This window comes from Mycolicibacterium sp. 624 (assembly GCF_040548615.1).
GTDB lineage: Bacteria > Actinomycetota > Actinomycetes > Mycobacteriales > Mycobacteriaceae > Mycobacterium.
Genome location: NZ_JBEPRZ010000001.1, coordinates 1,226,756 through 1,242,194, shown reverse-complemented (window position 1 = coordinate 1,242,194; position 15,439 = coordinate 1,226,756). Strand labels below are relative to the sequence as shown.

General features: G+C 66.7%; 16 protein-coding genes, 1 tRNA gene, 1 other RNA gene and 1 pseudogene. 8 read left to right on the top strand and 11 right to left on the bottom strand.

Annotated features, from left to right (window positions below; genetic code table 11):
- Positions 1 to 9: 9 nt before the first annotated feature.
- Positions 10 to 621: a recombination mediator RecR gene (gene recR, locus ABIA65_RS05805; protein WP_241402667.1), complete on the bottom strand. Its 612-nt coding sequence runs from the start codon at positions 619 to 621 to the stop codon at positions 10 to 12.
- A gap of 4 nt (positions 622 to 625) precedes the next feature.
- Positions 626 to 958 carry a YbaB/EbfC family nucleoid-associated protein gene (locus tag ABIA65_RS05800; RefSeq protein WP_241402666.1) on the bottom strand — a complete coding sequence of 111 codons (333 nt, stop codon included), beginning with the start codon at positions 956 to 958 and terminating at the stop codon, positions 626 to 628.
- Positions 959 to 1,068: 110 nt separating this feature from the next.
- Between ABIA65_RS05800 and ABIA65_RS05795 the strand changes: the two genes are divergently transcribed.
- Positions 1,069 to 1,854 (top strand): Rv3717 family N-acetylmuramoyl-L-alanine amidase, encoded by a 786-nt coding sequence (locus ABIA65_RS05795; protein ID WP_241402665.1) that lies wholly within the window; start codon positions 1,069 to 1,071, stop codon positions 1,852 to 1,854.
- Between the two features lie 7 nt (positions 1,855 to 1,861).
- Here ABIA65_RS05795 and ABIA65_RS05790 read toward each other — a convergent pair whose 3' ends face one another.
- Complete coding sequence (locus ABIA65_RS05790; protein WP_241402664.1) at positions 1,862 to 2,302, bottom strand: SRPBCC family protein; 441 nt, start codon at positions 2,300 to 2,302, stop codon at positions 1,862 to 1,864.
- A 90-nt stretch (positions 2,303 to 2,392) separates the two neighbouring features.
- On the opposite strand from ABIA65_RS05790, the gene ABIA65_RS05785 reads away from it, so the two are divergent.
- Together ABIA65_RS05785 and ABIA65_RS05780 are read left to right on the top strand one after the other, a co-directional pair.
- Positions 2,393 to 3,760: an FAD-binding oxidoreductase gene (locus ABIA65_RS05785; protein WP_354522919.1), complete on the top strand. Its 1,368-nt coding sequence runs from the start codon at positions 2,393 to 2,395 to the stop codon at positions 3,758 to 3,760.
- Positions 3,757 to 5,073, top strand: coding sequence for a class I SAM-dependent methyltransferase (locus ABIA65_RS05780; protein ID WP_354522918.1), 1,317 nt, complete (start codon positions 3,757 to 3,759; stop codon positions 5,071 to 5,073). Before ABIA65_RS05785 ends, ABIA65_RS05780 begins: the two co-directional genes overlap by 4 nt.
- Here the strand turns inward: ABIA65_RS05780 and ABIA65_RS05775 are convergent.
- The 3 genes from ABIA65_RS05775 to ffs form a co-directional block, all read right to left on the bottom strand.
- Positions 5,070 to 7,061, bottom strand: coding sequence for a DNA polymerase III subunits gamma/tau (locus ABIA65_RS05775; protein ID WP_354522917.1), 1,992 nt, complete (start codon positions 7,059 to 7,061; stop codon positions 5,070 to 5,072). The two genes, ABIA65_RS05780 and ABIA65_RS05775, sit on opposite strands and share 4 nt — an antisense overlap.
- A gap of 37 nt (positions 7,062 to 7,098) precedes the next feature.
- Positions 7,099 to 8,376 carry an aspartate aminotransferase type Ic gene (locus ABIA65_RS05770; RefSeq protein ID WP_241402660.1) on the bottom strand — a complete coding sequence of 426 codons (1,278 nt, stop codon included), beginning with the start codon at positions 8,374 to 8,376 and terminating at the stop codon, positions 7,099 to 7,101.
- 53 nt (positions 8,377 to 8,429) lie between these two features.
- Positions 8,430 to 8,524, bottom strand: an RNA gene (gene ffs / locus ABIA65_RS05765) — signal recognition particle sRNA small type.
- A 104-nt stretch (positions 8,525 to 8,628) separates the two neighbouring features.
- Here ffs and ABIA65_RS05760 point away from each other — a divergent pair.
- From ABIA65_RS05760 to ABIA65_RS05745, 4 genes are all read left to right on the top strand, one after another.
- Positions 8,629 to 8,714: transfer RNA gene (locus ABIA65_RS05760), tRNA-Ser, on the top strand.
- Between the two features lie 77 nt (positions 8,715 to 8,791).
- Entirely contained in the window at positions 8,792 to 9,571 is a 780-nt protein-coding gene (gene lucA / locus ABIA65_RS05755; protein ID WP_354522916.1) for a lipid uptake coordinator LucA, read from the top strand.
- Between the two features lie 82 nt (positions 9,572 to 9,653).
- Positions 9,654 to 10,673 (top strand): S1C family serine protease, encoded by a 1,020-nt coding sequence (locus ABIA65_RS05750; RefSeq protein ID WP_354522915.1) that lies wholly within the window; start codon positions 9,654 to 9,656, stop codon positions 10,671 to 10,673.
- A gap of 469 nt (positions 10,674 to 11,142) precedes the next feature.
- Positions 11,143 to 11,424 (top strand): hypothetical protein, encoded by a 282-nt coding sequence (locus ABIA65_RS05745; RefSeq protein ID WP_241402657.1) that lies wholly within the window; start codon positions 11,143 to 11,145, stop codon positions 11,422 to 11,424.
- A gap of 3 nt (positions 11,425 to 11,427) precedes the next feature.
- Here ABIA65_RS05745 and ligD read toward each other — a convergent pair whose 3' ends face one another.
- Together ligD and ABIA65_RS05735 are read right to left on the bottom strand one after the other, a co-directional pair.
- The gene (gene ligD, locus ABIA65_RS05740) at positions 11,428 to 12,474 is read right to left on the bottom strand and encodes a non-homologous end-joining DNA ligase (RefSeq protein WP_354522914.1); all 1,047 of its coding nucleotides are present in this window, start codon (positions 12,472 to 12,474) and stop codon (positions 11,428 to 11,430) included.
- 1 nt (position 12,475) lies between these two features.
- Entirely contained in the window at positions 12,476 to 13,561 is a 1,086-nt protein-coding gene (locus ABIA65_RS05735; protein WP_354522913.1) for an ATP-dependent DNA ligase, read from the bottom strand.
- An 81-nt stretch (positions 13,562 to 13,642) separates the two neighbouring features.
- Here ABIA65_RS05735 and ABIA65_RS05730 point away from each other — a divergent pair.
- Positions 13,643 to 13,824 (top strand): annotated as a pseudogene (locus ABIA65_RS05730) (ATP-dependent DNA ligase); the annotation flags it as partial.
- Between the two features lie 178 nt (positions 13,825 to 14,002).
- Here the strand turns inward: ABIA65_RS05730 and ABIA65_RS05725 are convergent.
- The 3 genes from ABIA65_RS05725 to ABIA65_RS05715 all read right to left on the bottom strand — a co-directional run bounded on the left by ABIA65_RS05725 (position 14,003) and on the right by ABIA65_RS05715 (position 15,392).
- Complete coding sequence (locus ABIA65_RS05725; protein WP_354522912.1) at positions 14,003 to 14,380, bottom strand: hypothetical protein; 378 nt, start codon at positions 14,378 to 14,380, stop codon at positions 14,003 to 14,005.
- A gap of 23 nt (positions 14,381 to 14,403) precedes the next feature.
- On the bottom strand, positions 14,404 to 14,820 hold the full coding sequence (locus tag ABIA65_RS05720; protein WP_354522911.1) for a hypothetical protein: 417 nt from the start codon (positions 14,818 to 14,820) through the stop codon (positions 14,404 to 14,406).
- Between the two features lie 83 nt (positions 14,821 to 14,903).
- Entirely contained in the window at positions 14,904 to 15,392 is a 489-nt protein-coding gene (locus ABIA65_RS05715) for a nuclear transport factor 2 family protein (protein WP_354522910.1), read from the bottom strand.
- Between the last annotated feature and the right edge of the window lie 47 nt (positions 15,393 to 15,439).

Genomic DNA, 15,439 nt, shown 5'->3' with positions numbered 1-15,439 from the left:
AGCACCAAACTAGGCCATGGCTCGACGGCCGGACAACGCCCTACCGAGCGTCAACTCGTCGGCGAACTCGAGGTCGCCACCCATCGGCAGCCCCGAGGCGATCCGCGTCACGGAAAGTCCGGGGATATCGCGCAACATCCGCACCAGGTAGGTCGCGGTCGCCTCACCCTCGGTGTTGGGGTCTGTGGCGATGATGACCTCCGCGACATCGACGCCGTCGACACGCTCGCCGATCCGGTTGAGCAACTCACGGATCCGCAGTTGCTCCGGCCCGATCCCCGACAACGGATTCAACGCGCCACCCAGCACGTGGTAGCGGCCGCGGAACTCGCGAGTGCGCTCGACGGCCGCGACGTCCTTGGGCTCCTCGACGACGCACACCAGCGAGGCGTCACGACGCGAATCGCTGCAGATTCGGCACCGTTCGTGATCTGACACGTTGCCGCAGACCTCGCAGAACGTGACACCGTCGCGCACCCTGCCCAGCGCAGCCGTCAGCCGGTCGATATCCGGCGGCTCGACCGAGAGCAGGTGGAACGCGATGCGCTGCGCGCTCTTCGGACCCACCCCGGGCAGCTTGCCTAGTTCGTCGATCAGATCCTGAACGGGCCCCTCGAACAAGGTGTCAGGCCCCCGGCAGACCCAGGCCGCCGAGGCCACTGGCCAGGGGTCCGAGCTTGCTCTGCGCCAGCAGCGTGACCTGCTGGGCGGCATCCTTCACCGCGCCGACGATGAGATCCTGCAACGTCTCGATGTCATCGGGGTTCACGACCTTGGGATCGATGGCGACACCGATGACCTCGCCACTGCCCTTCATCGTGACCTGAACCAGGCCGCCACCGGCCTGACCGTGCGCCTCTGCGTTGGCCAGCGCCTCCTGGGCCTCCATCAACTGCTGCTGCACCTGCTGGGCCTGCGCCAGGAGTGCTGACATATCGGGTGCTTGGCCGGGCTGCATGAAGTGTCCCCTTGCATGTTGGTCGCATCTTGGTCTCGACTTGGTTGCGCATGGCCTTATGCGGCCATTTGGGGTTCAAGCGTAGTCGTCCCTCGGGCTACGGTGGCGCCGTGCACGTCCCAGCAAGGCTGCGTGTCGGCGCCGCGGTAGCCACCGCCGTCCTGGTCGCATCAACGGTCGCCGCGCCCTCCGGCATCCCCTCAGCCATACCCACCGCCAGTGCCGCTCCCGCCAATATCGCCGGGAAGATCGTGTTCCTCGATCCCGGCCACAACGGGTCCAACGACGCGTCGATCAGCCGCCAGGTGACGACCGGCCGCGGCGGCACCAAGGACTGCCAGGCCAGCGGAACATCAGCGAACGACGGTTACCCCGAGCACTCGTTCGCCTGGGAGACCACTCTGCGCATCCGCCAGCAGCTCACGGCGCTGGGCGTGCGCACCGCGATGTCCCGTGGCGACGACACCGGTCTCGGACCGTGCGTCGACGAGCGCGCCGCGATGGCCAACGCACTGCGCCCGGACGCGATCGTGTCGATCCACGCCGACGGCGGCCCGGCAACCGGTCGCGGCTTCCACGTGCTGTACTCGGCACCGCCGCTCAACGACGTGCAGGCAGGGCCCTCGGTTCAGTTCGCCCAGATCATGCGCGATCAGTTGCAGGCATCGGGCATCCCACCGTCCAATTACATCGGCCAGGGTGGCCTGAACCCACGCTCCGATATCGCCGGGCTGAACCTCGCTCAGTACCCGTCGGTGCTCGTCGAACTCGGCAACATGAAGAACCCGGCGGACTCGGCACTGATCGAGAGCCCGGAGGGCCGGCAGAAGTACGCCGAGGCCGTCGTGCGCGGCATCGCGGGCTTCCTGGGGACCCGCCCGGCGCGAACCGCGTGACCCCGCGCTAGCCCTTTTCTACGACAGTCTTGAGGTTCTCGAGCACCTCGGCCTGAATCTTGCGCAGACCCAACGGCGCGAAGGTCTTCTCGAAGAAGCCGCCGATTCCGCCCGCACCCTGCCACGCGGTCTTCAGTGTCACGGTGCTTCCGGTGCCGGCTGGCGCGATCGTCCAGTTGGTCACCATGGAGGAGTTCGCGTCCTTCTCGATGACGGAGCGCCCGGCGACGTCGACGGTCGCCTTGACGTCACGCACCCGCGACTTGGTGGCCTGCAGCTTCCACGTGGCGACCGTGCCCGCACCCTGCCCACCCTCGAGTACCTGGTACCCGATGTAGCGGTCGGTGAGGATCTTCGGCCGGGTGCTCTGGTAGTCGGCGACCGCTGCGAGAACGGCGTCCGGCTCGGCATTGATCAAGACGGTGCTCGAGGCGCTGACCTGTCCCATCGGTGAAGACTCCTAAGTCTCGAAATATCGCGGGCGTGTTGCCCGGCTGGAGCGGTCGCGTGGACCGCCGCCTGGGACTAGCGTATATGCGTGTCCGCTCTTACAGCTGATCACGTTGCCGGCGTCAAGCGGCTCCTGGCCAGTTACCGGTCCATTCCCGAGAACGCTCCCGTCCGACTGGCCAAGCCAACGTCGAATCTGTTCCGGGCCCGCGCGAAATCCAGCGCCAAGGGTCTGGACACCTCCGGGCTCACCGGGGTCATCGCGGTCGATCCGGTCGCCCGCACCGCCGACGTGGCCGGGATGTGCACGTACGAGGATCTGGTCGCCGCCACACTGCCCCATGGCCTCTCGCCGTTGGTGGTTCCGCAGCTCAAGACCATCACCCTGGGCGGGGCGGTGACGGGGCTTGGCATCGAGTCGGCATCGTTTCGCAATGGGCTGCCGCATGAGTCGGTACTGGAGATGGACATCCTCACCGGCACAGGCGAAGTGATCACCGCGTCCGCAGACCAGCACGCCGACCTGTTCAGGGCGTTCCCCAATTCCTATGGGACGCTCGGCTATTCGGTGCGCCTGAAGATCGAGCTGGAGGACGTCAAGCCGTTCGTCGCGCTGCGGCACCTCCGATTCGAGTCAGTGCCTGAACTGGTGGCGACGATGGACCGGATCGTCGACACCCGCGGCCTCGACGGCGCTCCCGTGGACTACCTCGACGGCGTGGTGTTCAGCGCCGACGAGTGTTATCTGACACTGGGCCTGCGCACATCGACACCCGGCCCGGTCAGCGACTACACCGGTCGAGACATCTACTACCGGTCGATCCAGCACCCCGCAGGCGAGTTGCACGACCGCCTCACCATCCATGACTACCTGTGGCGCTGGGACACCGACTGGTTCTGGTGCTCACGCGCGTTCGGCGCGCAGAGCCCCCGGGTTCGGCCCTTCTGGCCACGACGCCTCCGCCGCAGCAGCTTCTACTGGAAGCTCATCGGCTACGACCAACGGTTCGGCATCGCCGACCGCATCGAGAAGCGCAACGGCAGACCGCCGCGGGAGCGCGTTGTGCAGGACGTCGAGGTGCCGATCGACCGGACCGCCGAGTTCATCGACTGGTTCCTGACCAACGTGCCGATCGAGCCACTCTGGTTGTGCCCACTGCGGTTGCGCGATGACTCCGGTTGGCCGCTCTACCCGATCCGACCGCATCACACCTACGTCAACATCGGATTCTGGTCGTCTGTGCCCGTCGGGCCCGAGGAGGGCCACACGAACAGGCTGATCGAGCGCAGGATCAGTGAACTCGACGGTCACAAGTCGCTGTATTCAGATGCGTATTACTCGCCGGAGGAGTTCGATGATCTCTACGGCGGAGAGGCCTACAAGACGGTCAAGAAGACATACGACCCGGATTCTCGTTTGCTTGAACTGTATGCGAAGGCGGTGCTAAGACGGTGACGACAATCAAGGACCCACAGGACACCACAGACCACGGCAGGCTGACACTGGCGGAGATCCTCGAGATCCTCGCCGCCGGTGAGGAGATGCCGCTGAAGTTCACCGCGTACGACGGCAGTTCAACCGGCCCGGACGACGCGGAACTCGGCCTGGATCTGCGCACCCCGCGTGGCACCACGTATCTGGCGACCGCACCCGGCGAGCTGGGCCTGGCGCGGGCGTATGTCTCCGGCGACGTCGAGCCCCGTGGCGTACACCCCGGCGACCCGTACGACCTGCTCCGCGCGCTGGCCGAGAAGCTGCACTTCAAGAGGCCGCCGGCGCGGGTACTGGCAAACATTGTGCGCTCCATCGGATTCGAGCACTTGATGCCGATCGCACCGCCGCCGCAGGAGGCGCTGCCGCGCTGGCGGCGCATCGCGGAGGGTATGCGGCACAGCAAGTCTCGCGACGCTGAGGCCATCGCTCACCACTACGACGTGTCGAACGCCTTCTACGAGTGGGTTCTCGGACCGTCGATGACCTACACCTGCGCGTGCTACCCGCACGATGGCGCGACGCTGGAGGAAGCGCAGGACAACAAGTACCGACTGGTTTTCGAGAAGCTGCGCCTACAGCCGGGCGATCGCCTACTCGATGTCGGCTGCGGCTGGGGCAGCATGGTGCGCTACGCCGCCCGGCACGGCGTCAAGGCGATCGGCGTGACGCTGTCGCGGCAGCAGGCAGAGTGGGCGCAGAACGCGATCGCCGAGGAGGGTCTGTCCGACCTTGCCGAGGTGCGGCACAGCGACTACCGAGACGTGCGCGAGTCCGGCTTCGACGCGGTGTCCTCGATCGGGCTGACCGAGCACATCGGTGTGGCCAACTACCCGGCGTACTTTCGGTTCCTCAAATCGAAGATGCGGCCCGGTGCCCTGCTGCTCAACCACTCGATCACCCGGCCCGGCAATCGCGCAGGCGCAGGCGCGGGCGGCTTCATCGACCGCTATGTGTTCCCCGACGGCGAACTCACGGGGTCGGGACGCATCATCACCGAGGCTCAGGATGTCGGCCTGGAGGTGATGCACGAGGAGAACCTGCGCAACCACTATGCGAAGACGCTGCGGGACTGGTGCGGCAACCTCGTCGAGCACTGGGACGAGGCGGTCGACGAGGTCGGCGTGGGAACGGCGAAGGTCTGGGGCCTGTACATGGCCGGTTCCCGGCTCGGTTTCGAGACCAATGTGGTCCAGCTGCACCAGATTCTGGCGGTGAAGCTCGATCAGCGGGGCAGCGACGGCGGACTGCCGCTGCGGCCGTGGTGGACGGCCTAGCCTCCGTCGATCGGGCGGGCGCCGAGCTCGGTCTGCAGTAGTTCGAGGGCCACTTCCTCGGGGTCGCGCCGGGGCACGGCGCCATCGCGTTCGGCCTCGGCGAGCATGCTCTCCTCCTCGGCGGCGTCAGGCGGAGGCGGCGTGGGGTCGGCCTGCGGGTGTGACCGCTGATCGGGTCCGGGGCCCGCGGCGTTGGTCGCGCCGGCCTCGCACCTGATGTTCCAGTTCACGCCGAGCGCGTCTTTGAGCGCGTCGCGGATGATCTCCACGTTGCGCGCCTCGTTGATGCGCTTGGCCAGCGGCGCCGAGATATGGCTCAGCACGAGCGTGTCCCGCTCGACGGCGACGACGATCGCGCCGTCGAGCATCACGTCGGTGGGGCGGCGCCGTTCCCGCACCTTCTCGCGCACCGTCGGCCACAGGCTGCGCACGGTTGCAGCGTCGGGCTGTCCGGCCGCGGCCGGAGGCGTCGCCGCGGCGGGAGGCGCCACCGGCGGTGGTGTCGGCGCGGGCCGGGCAACCGGCTCGGGCTGAACAACCGGCTCGGGTGGTGCAACCGGTTCGGGTGGCGCAACCGGCTCGGGTGGGGCGGGAGGTGGCGTCACGACCGCAGGAGGTGGCGTCACGACCGCAGGGGGCGGTGTGACAGCAGCGGGCTCAGGCTCGGCGACGGCCGCACTGGCCGGCTCGGCTGCGGATTGACTGCGTCGGGCGAACTGCTTGCCCGGAGCTCCTGTCGGCGGGGCCGATGCCGGCGCGCCAAATGACGGCGCCGCAGCGGGCGCGGCTGCCGTCGTCTGCCCGGCCAGCGCTGCCTCCCCCGCGGGGATCGACACCGACAGGCGCGTCTCGAGGCGTTCGATCCGTTGCAGCAGAGCCGCTTCGGTGTCACTGGCCGACGGCAGCAGAAGCCGGGCGCACACCACCTCGAGCAGCAGACGTGGAGCGGTGGCCCCGCGCATCTCGCCCAGACCGGCGTGCACCACTTCGGCATAGCGCGTCAGCGTCGCCGTGCCGAGGCGCGTGGTCTGGGAGCGCATCCGCTCCAGCACGTCCACCGGTGCGTCGACCACACCGCGCGCGGCGGCGTCGGGAACGGCCTGCAACACGATGAGGTCGCGGAACCGCTCCAACAGGTCGTTGGCGAACCGGCGCGGGTCGTGGCCCGCATCGATGACGGCCTCGACGGCACCGAACAACGCCGCGGCGTCACCCGCGGCGAGCGCGTCGACGGCGGCGTCGATGAGTGCCATATCGGTGGCGCCGAGCAGCGCCAGTGCCCGTGGATAGGTGACGCGATTGCCGTCGGCGCCTGCGAGCAGCTGGTCGAGCACCGACAGGGTGTCACGTGGCGAACCGCCGCCCGCCCGGATCACCAGCGGGAACACCGCGTCCTCGACGACGACGTCTTCCTGGGCGCAGATCCGCTCGATGAGGCCGCGCATGGTCTTGGGTGCCAGCAGCCGGAACGGGTAGTGGTGGGTCCGCGACCTGATCGTGGGCAGCACCTTCTCGGGTTCGGTGGTGGCGAACACGAAGATCAGGTGTTCCGGTGGCTCCTCGACGATCTTGAGCAGCGCGTTGAAGCCCGCGTTGGTGACCATGTGCGCTTCGTCCACGATGAAGATCCGGTACCGCGACTGCGCTGGGGCGTAGAACGCGCGGTCGCGCAGCTCGCGGGTGTCATCGACACCACCGTGGCTGGCCGCGTCGAGTTCGGACACGTCGACGTTGCCCGGCCCGTTCGGGGCGAGCGCGACACACGAGTTGCACACCCCGCACGGCGTCGCCGTCGGACCCTGCTCGCAGTTGAGCGAGCGGGCCAGGATGCGCGCCGACGACGTCTTGCCGCACCCGCGCGGACCGGAGAACAGGTAGGCGTGGTTGATCCGACCGGAGGTCAGCGCCGTCGACAGTGGCTCGGTGACGTGTTCCTGGCCGACTACCTCGGCGAACGAAGCAGGGCGGTACTTACGGTAGAGAGCCACGGGAGAAGGCTACCCAGAGCGGCGGACTAGTCCCGAACTAGCTCGAGCCCAGCAGGGTCTCGGTCGCCGCCAGCAGCGCGCAGGTGGCCAGCCCGTCGATGGCCTCGCGCAGGTCGGGTAGCGACGGGAACGTGGGTGCGATCCGAATGTTCTTGTCGTCCGGGTCGTTTCGGTACGGGAACGATGCGCCCGCCTCGGTCACCGCGATACCCGCGTCCTTGGCCAGGGCCACGGTGCGCTTGGCGGTACCCGGCCACACGTCGAGGCTGACGAAGTAGCCGCCCTTGGGATCGGTCCACGACGCGATCTTCGACTCCCCCAGCCGGTCCTCGAGGATCTCGGCGACGAGCGCGAACTTGGGCGCCAGCAGCTGCTGGTGGCGCTGCATCTGCAGGCGCACGCCGTCGGCGTCCCCGAAGAACCTCAGGTGGCGCAGCTGGTTGACCTTGTCGGGGCCGATCGACTTCTTGCCCGCGTGCTGCAAGTACCAGGCGATATTGCCCAGCGAGCCCCCGAAGAAGCTGACCCCCGCGCCGGCGAAGGTGATCTTCGACGTCGACGCGAACACCAGCGGCCGGTTGGGGTTGCCCGCGGCCGCCGCCAGGCCGAGCACGTCGACCTGCCGGAGGAAATCGTGGGTCAGGGTGTGCACCGCGTACGCGTTATCCCAGAACAGCCGGAAATCGGTTGCGGCCGTCTCCATCTGGACGAGACGGCGGACGTTCTCCCAGGAGAACGTGACGCCGGTCGGGTTGGAGAACACCGGCACGCACCACATGCCCTTGACCGCGGGGTCGGCGGCGACGATCTCCTCGATCAGGTCGACGTCGGGCCCGTCCTCGCGCATCGGCACAGGGATCATCTCGATGCCGAAGCTCTCGGTGATGGCGAAGTGCCGGTCGTAACCGGGCGACGGGCACAGGAACTTGATGACCGGCTCGTCCCGCCATGGTCTTGGCGAGTCGACGCCACCGTGCAGCAGCGAGAAGACCACGATGTCGTGCATCATCTCGAGGCTCGCGTTGTTGCCCGCGATCAGGTTCGGGACGGGGATACCTAGTAGTTCACCGAAGATCGCCCGCAGTTCGGGCAGTCCGTGCAGGCCACCGTAGTTTCGGGTGTCGGTGCCATCACCGTCGCGGTAGTCCGGCCCCGGGAGGCTTAGCAGCGCGTTGGAAAGGTCGAGCTGAAGCGGCGACGGCTTGCCGCGCGTCAGGTCGAGGCTGAGCTTCTTGGCCTGCAGATCGGCATAGTTGCGGCGCTGCGCTTCATGCTGCGCCTGCAGATCGTCGCCGCCGAGGGACTGAAACGACACGGCGCGCCTTTCACCGTCTACTGAAACACGAAAGAACTACTGGACCCTTGAACCTAAGGGGACCCCGCGCACCCGCCAGAGCCCATTGACCCTTGCTGCCTTCCGGCCCTGGGGGAGTTCACAGGATGGACGCCGCGCGGGGTCCGCCATGAGTGTAATACCCGCCAGCACGAGCCCCGGACCGGTGCCGGTCACGACCCCAGAGTCTGCGTCTTGTGGGGTGTGCCGGGAAGGTCGGCTACCATTGCCCGCGGAGGATTCGCCTAGTGGCCTATGGCGCTCGCCTGGAACGCGGGTTGGGTTAATAGCCCTCAGGGGTTCAAATCCCCTATCCTCCGCACATGGTGGGGGTACGGCCGGTAGAAATACCGGCCGTACCCCACGCCGAAGCCCCACCACCGACTCGAGGAGGAGCATGCGGCGCTGGATCGCGGTCCTGTGGCACGCATCGTTCCTGGTCCTTGCCGGTGTTCTGTACTTCTTCTTCGTTCTGCCCCGCTGGAATGAGCTGACCGGCGCCTGGTCGGAGACCCTCGGCACGGCGATGCGCATCGTGTGCGGCGTTCTGATCGGGCTGTCTGCGCTTCCCGTCGTGTTCACCTGGCTGCGCACCCGTAAGCCCGAGTACGGCACCCCCACGCTGGCGCTAACGCTGCGGGTCTGCTCGATCGCGTTGCAGGTCCTGGCAGGCGTTCTGATCGTCGGCGCGGCCATCAGCGAGATCTGGCTGAGCCTGGACACTGCGGGCGCCTGGCTGTTCGGCATCTACGGCGCGGCAGCCGCACTTGCCCTGCTCGGTGCGTTCGCCTTCCATCTGGCTTACGTCGCCGAACTGCCGCCGCCTCCGCCGAAGCCGCTCAAGCCCAAGTCGGCGAATCAGCGTCGGGGCCGCGGCAAGGCCGCCGAGTCCGAGTCCGAGGCCGAGGCCGACGAGCTTGACGAGCCCGAGACCACCGAGGCTTCCGAGGCGACTGAGGACGATGCGTCCGTCGAGGCTGAAGAGGCCGACGAGACCGTTGTTGCTGACGAGGCGACCGACGTCGCCGACGGTAACGACAACGAGAAGAACGCCGACAAGGTCACCGAGAAGGACTCCGAGGAGTCCGATGCCAAGCTGCGCAACCGCCGCCCGGCGGGCAAGTCATCGTCACGCCTGTTTCGCCGCTCACGCGGTGGGGTAGCCCTCGACGACTGACTCTGCACGGGCGAGCTTCGTCGACAGCTGGGCGTCTCACCGTCAGTATTGAGGCACAATCTCGGCCAGACAGGGGCGGCACATGGGCAGGTCTTTCTCGCGATGGCGGCTCGCCGTCGGCATCGCGATCGTCGCAGCGGCATCGCTGACGGCACCTGTCCCAGCCCTCGCCGCGCCGGACGACCTCACCGGTGCGATCGCCGCCGCTGAGCCCGCGGTGGTACGCCTCGACACCAGAATCGACTACCAGCACGCCATCGGCACCGGGACCGGCATCGTGATCGACCCGAACGGCACCGTCGTGACGAATTACCACGTCGTCGCCGGCGCCGACACCATCACCGGGGTCGTGCTGGGTCGGCCGTACACCGCCGACCTCGTCGGCTACAACCGGTCCCGTGACGTCGCCGTCCTCCAGCTGCGCGGCGCGAGCGGACTGCCGGCGGCGTCCATCGGGGACTCGTCATCACTCGCCGCCGGCGAACCCGTCGTGGCGCTCGGCAACGCCTACGGATCCGGCAGCCCCCTGACCCAAGAGGCCGGCAGCGTGACGGCCTTCGGCCAGACGATCAGCGCCAAGGACGAACTCACCGGCAGTTCGTCGGAGATGACCGGGCTCATCGAGTTCGCCGCCCCCGTTCGGGCGGGCGACTCGGGCGGTCCGCTGGTGAACGCCAGAGGCCAGGTGGTCGGCCTGACGACAGCAGCCACCGTGACCTTCCGCATGGGTCCCGGCGGTGCCGGTTTCGCGATCCCGATCAACGACGTCATGGCCGTGGCCGGTCAGATCCGCTCGGGTGCCGCGTCGGACACCGTGCACATCGGTCCCCCCACGCTGCTCGGGGTCGGAGTGGCCACGGGCGATCAGGACCCGTCGATTCCCGGCGTCATCATCCGAGACGTCCTGCCTGGCGGGCCTGCTGCGCTGGCCGGGCTGAACAACGGTGACGTCCTCATCAGCATCGACGGGTCGGGTCTGGACTCGGCGACGACCCTGACCAACGTGCTCGACCGGCACTACCCCGGCGACGTTGTCGATCTCGTGTGGATTGACCGCGAGGGGCGCCACATGACGGGCAAAGCCCCGCTCAACGCCGGCTGATCGCCGAACTTCTGTCAGTTTCCTGCGAGGGAATCGGCAACCACTTTGACAACGCAAACGATTGACGGCGTCGTCGACCGCCCGCCGGTCCGTCAATCGATCTCTTCGGCCACAAACCCCCGCTCGTTCGTGCCATCGAAATGGTTCGTTTACGCCAACCGGCTGATCGGTCGAAAACCGGTGTCCAGCCAGGTACGGGCCATTCGAGGGGCGTTCACTGCGCTCAGCGCGTTGCCGTCGGGATCTCCGCAGTCGATGCCGCCACCGATATGGCGGCCGTGTCGCCCACTGCCGTTTGCTGCCACAATCACGGCAGAGAAGGCCCCACAAATTGATAGCCGCCAGCTAACTTCAGGGCTATAGCCAGCGGGTTTCCCAGCTTTGGGAGCGTCGGGAAGACCTTGTTAGGGCCAGTGGCGAAGGTTACATTGACGGTCACTAGCTACCGAACAGCGACCGGAGGACTGCAGTGTTTCCGACCTGGAGTCTCGTCTACCTGGCGTGTTGGCTCGTGGCCACGGTGGTCGTGTTCGTGGCGGGCAACTGCCTCACCGATCGCCGTCAACCCGCCACGCACCCCCTGTCGCTCAGCGTCATCGCCGGCGCGGTGTGGCCGATGCTCGTCATCGGCGCCCTGGAACTCGCTGTGATGGCGCTGTACACGAAGGCCAGGGACGCGCGCGCCAACGCCGAGGTACCCGAGTTCTGGATGACCCGGGTACCGGTCGTCGGTGCCGTCACGCTGCGCTGAGCGCTAGTCACCCACTGGATTGCCGTCTTCGTCCCAGTTCGCGGCGACCTTCTTGCTCGGCTGGACCCGCGGCGGTTCGCCCGGCATCTTCGGGTAGCTCGGCGGATAAGGCATATCCCCCAGCCCGCGTTCCTCCTCGTCGGCCCTGACCATCTCCAGCAGCGGCTCTATCGTGTGCGCGATCGCGTCGATATCGGCCCACGGGTCGTCCCGGGTGGCGATCAGGTCCGGCACCGTCGCGATCGTGTAGTCGTCCGGATCGGCGCTGGCCAACTCCTGCCACGTCAACGGCATGGACACGGTGGCGATCGCGGTGCGCCGCACCGAGTAGGCCGACGCGAAAGTGCGGTCGCGCGCGTTCTGGTTGTAGTCGATGAACATCCGCTTGCCGCGTTCCTCCTTCCACCACGACGTCGTGACCGCGTCGGGCGCCCGCCGCTCGACCTCACGCGCCAGCGCGATACCGGCGCGCCGCACCGCGATGAAGTCCCAGTCGGGTTTGATGCGCACGAACACGTGCACGCCGCGGCCTCCCGATGTCTTGGGGTAGCCGACGATGCCGAGCTCGTCCAGCACGGGCTTGAGGACGTCGACGGCGATCGCGCGGGCATCTGAGAAGTCGGTCCCGGGTTGCGGGTCGAGGTCGATGCGTAACTCGTCGGGGTGTTCGGTGTCGGGACAGCGCACCTGCCAGGGATGCAGTGTGATGGTGCCCATCTGCGCCGCCCAGGCGATGGCCGACGGATGGGTGACCTTGAGTGCGTCGGCTGTGCGGCCGGACGGGAATGTCACCGTGCACGTCTGAAGGTAGTCGGGATGCTTTGCGGGGACCCGCTTCTGGTAGATCTCCTCGCCGTCGATACCGTCAGGAAAGCGCTGCAGATGCACTGGGCGGTCCCGCAGCAGCCGAACCATGGGGTCGGCGACCGCGAGGTAGTAGTCCACCACGTCACGCTTGGTGTAACCGGGCTTCGGGAAGTAGACCTTGTCCGGGCTGGTCAGCCTGACCTTGACCCCGTCAACGTCGAGTTCGGTAGCAGCACTTGCCATCTCAGGACTCCAGTACGTCGAATAGGTCGTAGTTGAGCGGAACTTCGAGCTGGTCGAAGGTACAGCTGGACGGTTCTCGGTCGGGGCGCCAGCGCACGAACTTCACCGCGTGCCGGAATCGCCTGCCTTGGCCTGATGTCGCCGGCAGCCCGGCTCCGTGCTCGCTGTTGCCCTCCATCTGGTCGTAGGCCACCTCGGCGACCAGCTCGGGCCGGATCGGGATCCACCGCTTGTCCGCGGCCGAGTTCCACCGACTGGGCTCACCGTCGCGCACCAGGTCCTCGGCCTCCCGCAGCGGCTCGAGTTCGGCGAGCAGCTTGATCCGATCCTTCACACTGAACGATGCTGCGCCGCCGACCATCTGGAGTTCTCCATCATCGCGATAGAGGCCCAGAAGGACCGAGCCGACACCCTCACCACTCTTGTGGATCCGGTAGCCGATCGCGACGCAGTCGGCGTCGCGGGCATGCTTGACCTTCACCATCTCGCGTTTGCCCGGCAGGTAGTGGCCGTCGAGGCGCTTGGCGATGACGCCGTCCAGGCCCGCGCCCTCGAAGCTGGTCAGCCAGTGCGCGCCCAACTTCGGGTCCTCGGTGGTGCCGGTGACATGGCACCACTGTTTGTGCTGCACAGACGCCGACAGCGCTTCGCGACGCACGCGGAACGGTTCGTCGAGCAGCGAGCGGTCACCATCGGCCAATGCGTCGAAACCGATGAAGTGCGCGGGAGTCTGTTCGGCGAGCATCCGCACGCGACTCTCGGCAGGATGGATGCGCTGGCTCAGCGACTCCCAGTCCAGCCGGGTGCGTCCGCCGATCTCGCGCGGCACCACTACCTCACCGTCCAGCACGCATCGTGGTGCGAGTTCGTCACGCAGCGCGTCGAGAAGCTCGGGGAAGTAGCGGCCCAACTCCTTGCCGTTGCGTGATTGCAGCACCACGTCGTCGCCGTCGCGGAACACCAGCGCGCGGAAGCCGTCCCATTTGGGTTCATACGACCACACGCCGGGCTCGTCGGGCACCTTGGCCGCGGCCTTGGCGAGCATCGGGTCGACGGGTGGCTGCACGGGGAGATCCACAAAGTCCATCCTGGTTCATCGGTTGTCATGGATCTAGACCACCGCACCGCCCCAAACTCATCGCCGCGGTGGAGTCGCGACAATGAGCAGGTGGACCTGCCCGTCATGCCGCCGATGTCGCGTGCTCGCGAAGTCCATTCCTGACCTGCCCGGCGAATCCTCGCTCTGTCACACGAGCCGAAGTGGGACGGGGCCGGTCGATCTGCTTCCGTGACGGCGACGAGGTCGAGTTGGGCAACCGCAACGAGCGGCCGTTGACGCGCTACTTCCCGAACTGGTGACGGCGGCCCTGGCCGAGACGACACCCGCCGCGTTCAGGGCTTTTGTGTACGGACGGTCAATGACCAGCCCATTGCAACGGCCATGAGGCTGATGCCGGCTTCGGGTGGCTCTACAAGTGAATTTGAGCTCTTCCTGTCGATGAATGGTGGGCTGCGACTGGGCGCGGCGTCAAGCACTGCGCGAGTCCGAGCCAGTTTCACTAAAGGAGTGCTCGGCGCGAGCAAGGCCTGCGAGGACGAGCGCGACGATTGTCAGGAGTGAGGCTTCGGCCCACCCGATCCATGCAGGATCGGCTTCGGCGGCGTCGACCCAGTGGTTCAGTGCGTGCAGCGAACTCCATAGTGCCGTGATCAGTAGCGCTGGGCGGCGCCAGGCAGGTTTGAAGGCAGCGATCATGAGAGCGGAGCCGAAACTGAGTGCGCATACTCCGAAGTCGCGGACGAGGTGCGGGTTGAACTCGCCGAAGTTCGCGAGAATTGTTGTGAAGTTGGCCGGTGCCACCGTCGCCCAGATGCCAAGAACGAGGTATCCGGTGGCAATCGTCATGATCGCCTGCGTTCGAGGGTGTTTCACCGAGACCGGCCTTCGTCGTTGCTGCTAATCAGGTGGAGTGCGCCGAGCACTGCATAGGAGGCGGTGAGGGCGATCATCGCAATGATCGCCCGCAGTGCGGAGTCTCGTCGTAGCAGGTGAACGATCCCCGTGGCGGTATCGGAGATGTCGATGGCTAGCGACAGCCGTGTCCATCGGGCCCGTTCGGGTTGACTGCTGGTCAGAAATGCAGTTCCCATTGCGAGGGCACGAGCACCGTAGATCCTTGTCATGTAGGTCAATTCGGGTGTAACGGTCGATACGCCGACCGCTCGGGCGAATGCTCGTGGTGCTGCTAGGGACGCGATCCCAAGCAGGAGTCGCCCGATGGCCATGGTGGTGAGAGCTGGCTCCCGGCCGATCGCGTGGGTTTGGATCGAGGTGGTGGTTTCCAATGGGGTGGACATTTTGCTTGCCTTCTCGCTTCGGATGGATGAGCCGGACGGTGGTTGATTCCCGGCAGTGGATTCGTGGTCGATTACCTTGACAGATTCCGGTCGATGCGTCTGGCGCGCAGCGCTGTTCGTGGATCCATGAGGGCCACTCGGATTTGGGCCCATAGCGACGTTCGCGGCCGAACGTCGAGATATGCGTACATTTGGTGGCACACGACGAGTCCGTCACGCAGCGTCCAAATCTCGGTGCCAAATAGCTTCTTGCCGCCGGAGAAACCGCCGGAATAGGTGAGCACGACGTGGTCAGCGTCTGCGCACTGCGACTGTTTGCGTACGTATAGACGTCGTGCACGCCAGAGGTCGGACATCGCGGTGACGGCCGGCCGAATCGCGTCTATGCCCTCGTGGCGTTCGTAGGCGCCGTCGATGATCCACTCCACCACCGCATCGGGGGCGTAGAGCGCCAGCATCTCGGCGGTCAGCGCCTGGTTGGTGATGCGCTCAGCGGTCTCAGCGAATTGTGTGGCATCCAAAATGGCCTGCCCGTCGGTTCCGGTTGTTCTTCCATTCACGACGTGGGCTCCTTCGAACGGACGGGCCGCGACCCGTGCGTAGAAAG

What these genes read in the sequence shown, in the direction of transcription:
- ABIA65_RS05750 (WP_354522915.1), top strand. Translation starts at nt 9,654, where the DNA reads ATGGGCAGGTCTTTCTCGCGATGGCGGCTCGCCGTCGGCATCGCGATC.
- lucA (WP_354522916.1), top strand. Translation starts at nt 8,792, where the DNA reads ATGCGGCGCTGGATCGCGGTCCTGTGGCACGCATCGTTCCTGGTCCTT.
- ligD (WP_354522914.1), bottom strand. Translation starts at nt 12,474, where the DNA reads ATGGCAAGTGCTGCTACCGAACTCGACGTTGACGGGGTCAAGGTCAGG.
- ABIA65_RS05800 (WP_241402666.1), bottom strand. Translation starts at nt 958, where the DNA reads ATGCAGCCCGGCCAAGCACCCGATATGTCAGCACTCCTGGCGCAGGCC.
- ABIA65_RS05790 (WP_241402664.1), bottom strand. Translation starts at nt 2,302, where the DNA reads ATGGGACAGGTCAGCGCCTCGAGCACCGTCTTGATCAATGCCGAGCCG.
- ABIA65_RS05725 (WP_354522912.1), bottom strand. Translation starts at nt 14,380, where the DNA reads ATGACGATTGCCACCGGATACCTCGTTCTTGGCATCTGGGCGACGGTG.
- ABIA65_RS05735 (WP_354522913.1), bottom strand. Translation starts at nt 13,561, where the DNA reads ATGGACTTTGTGGATCTCCCCGTGCAGCCACCCGTCGACCCGATGCTC.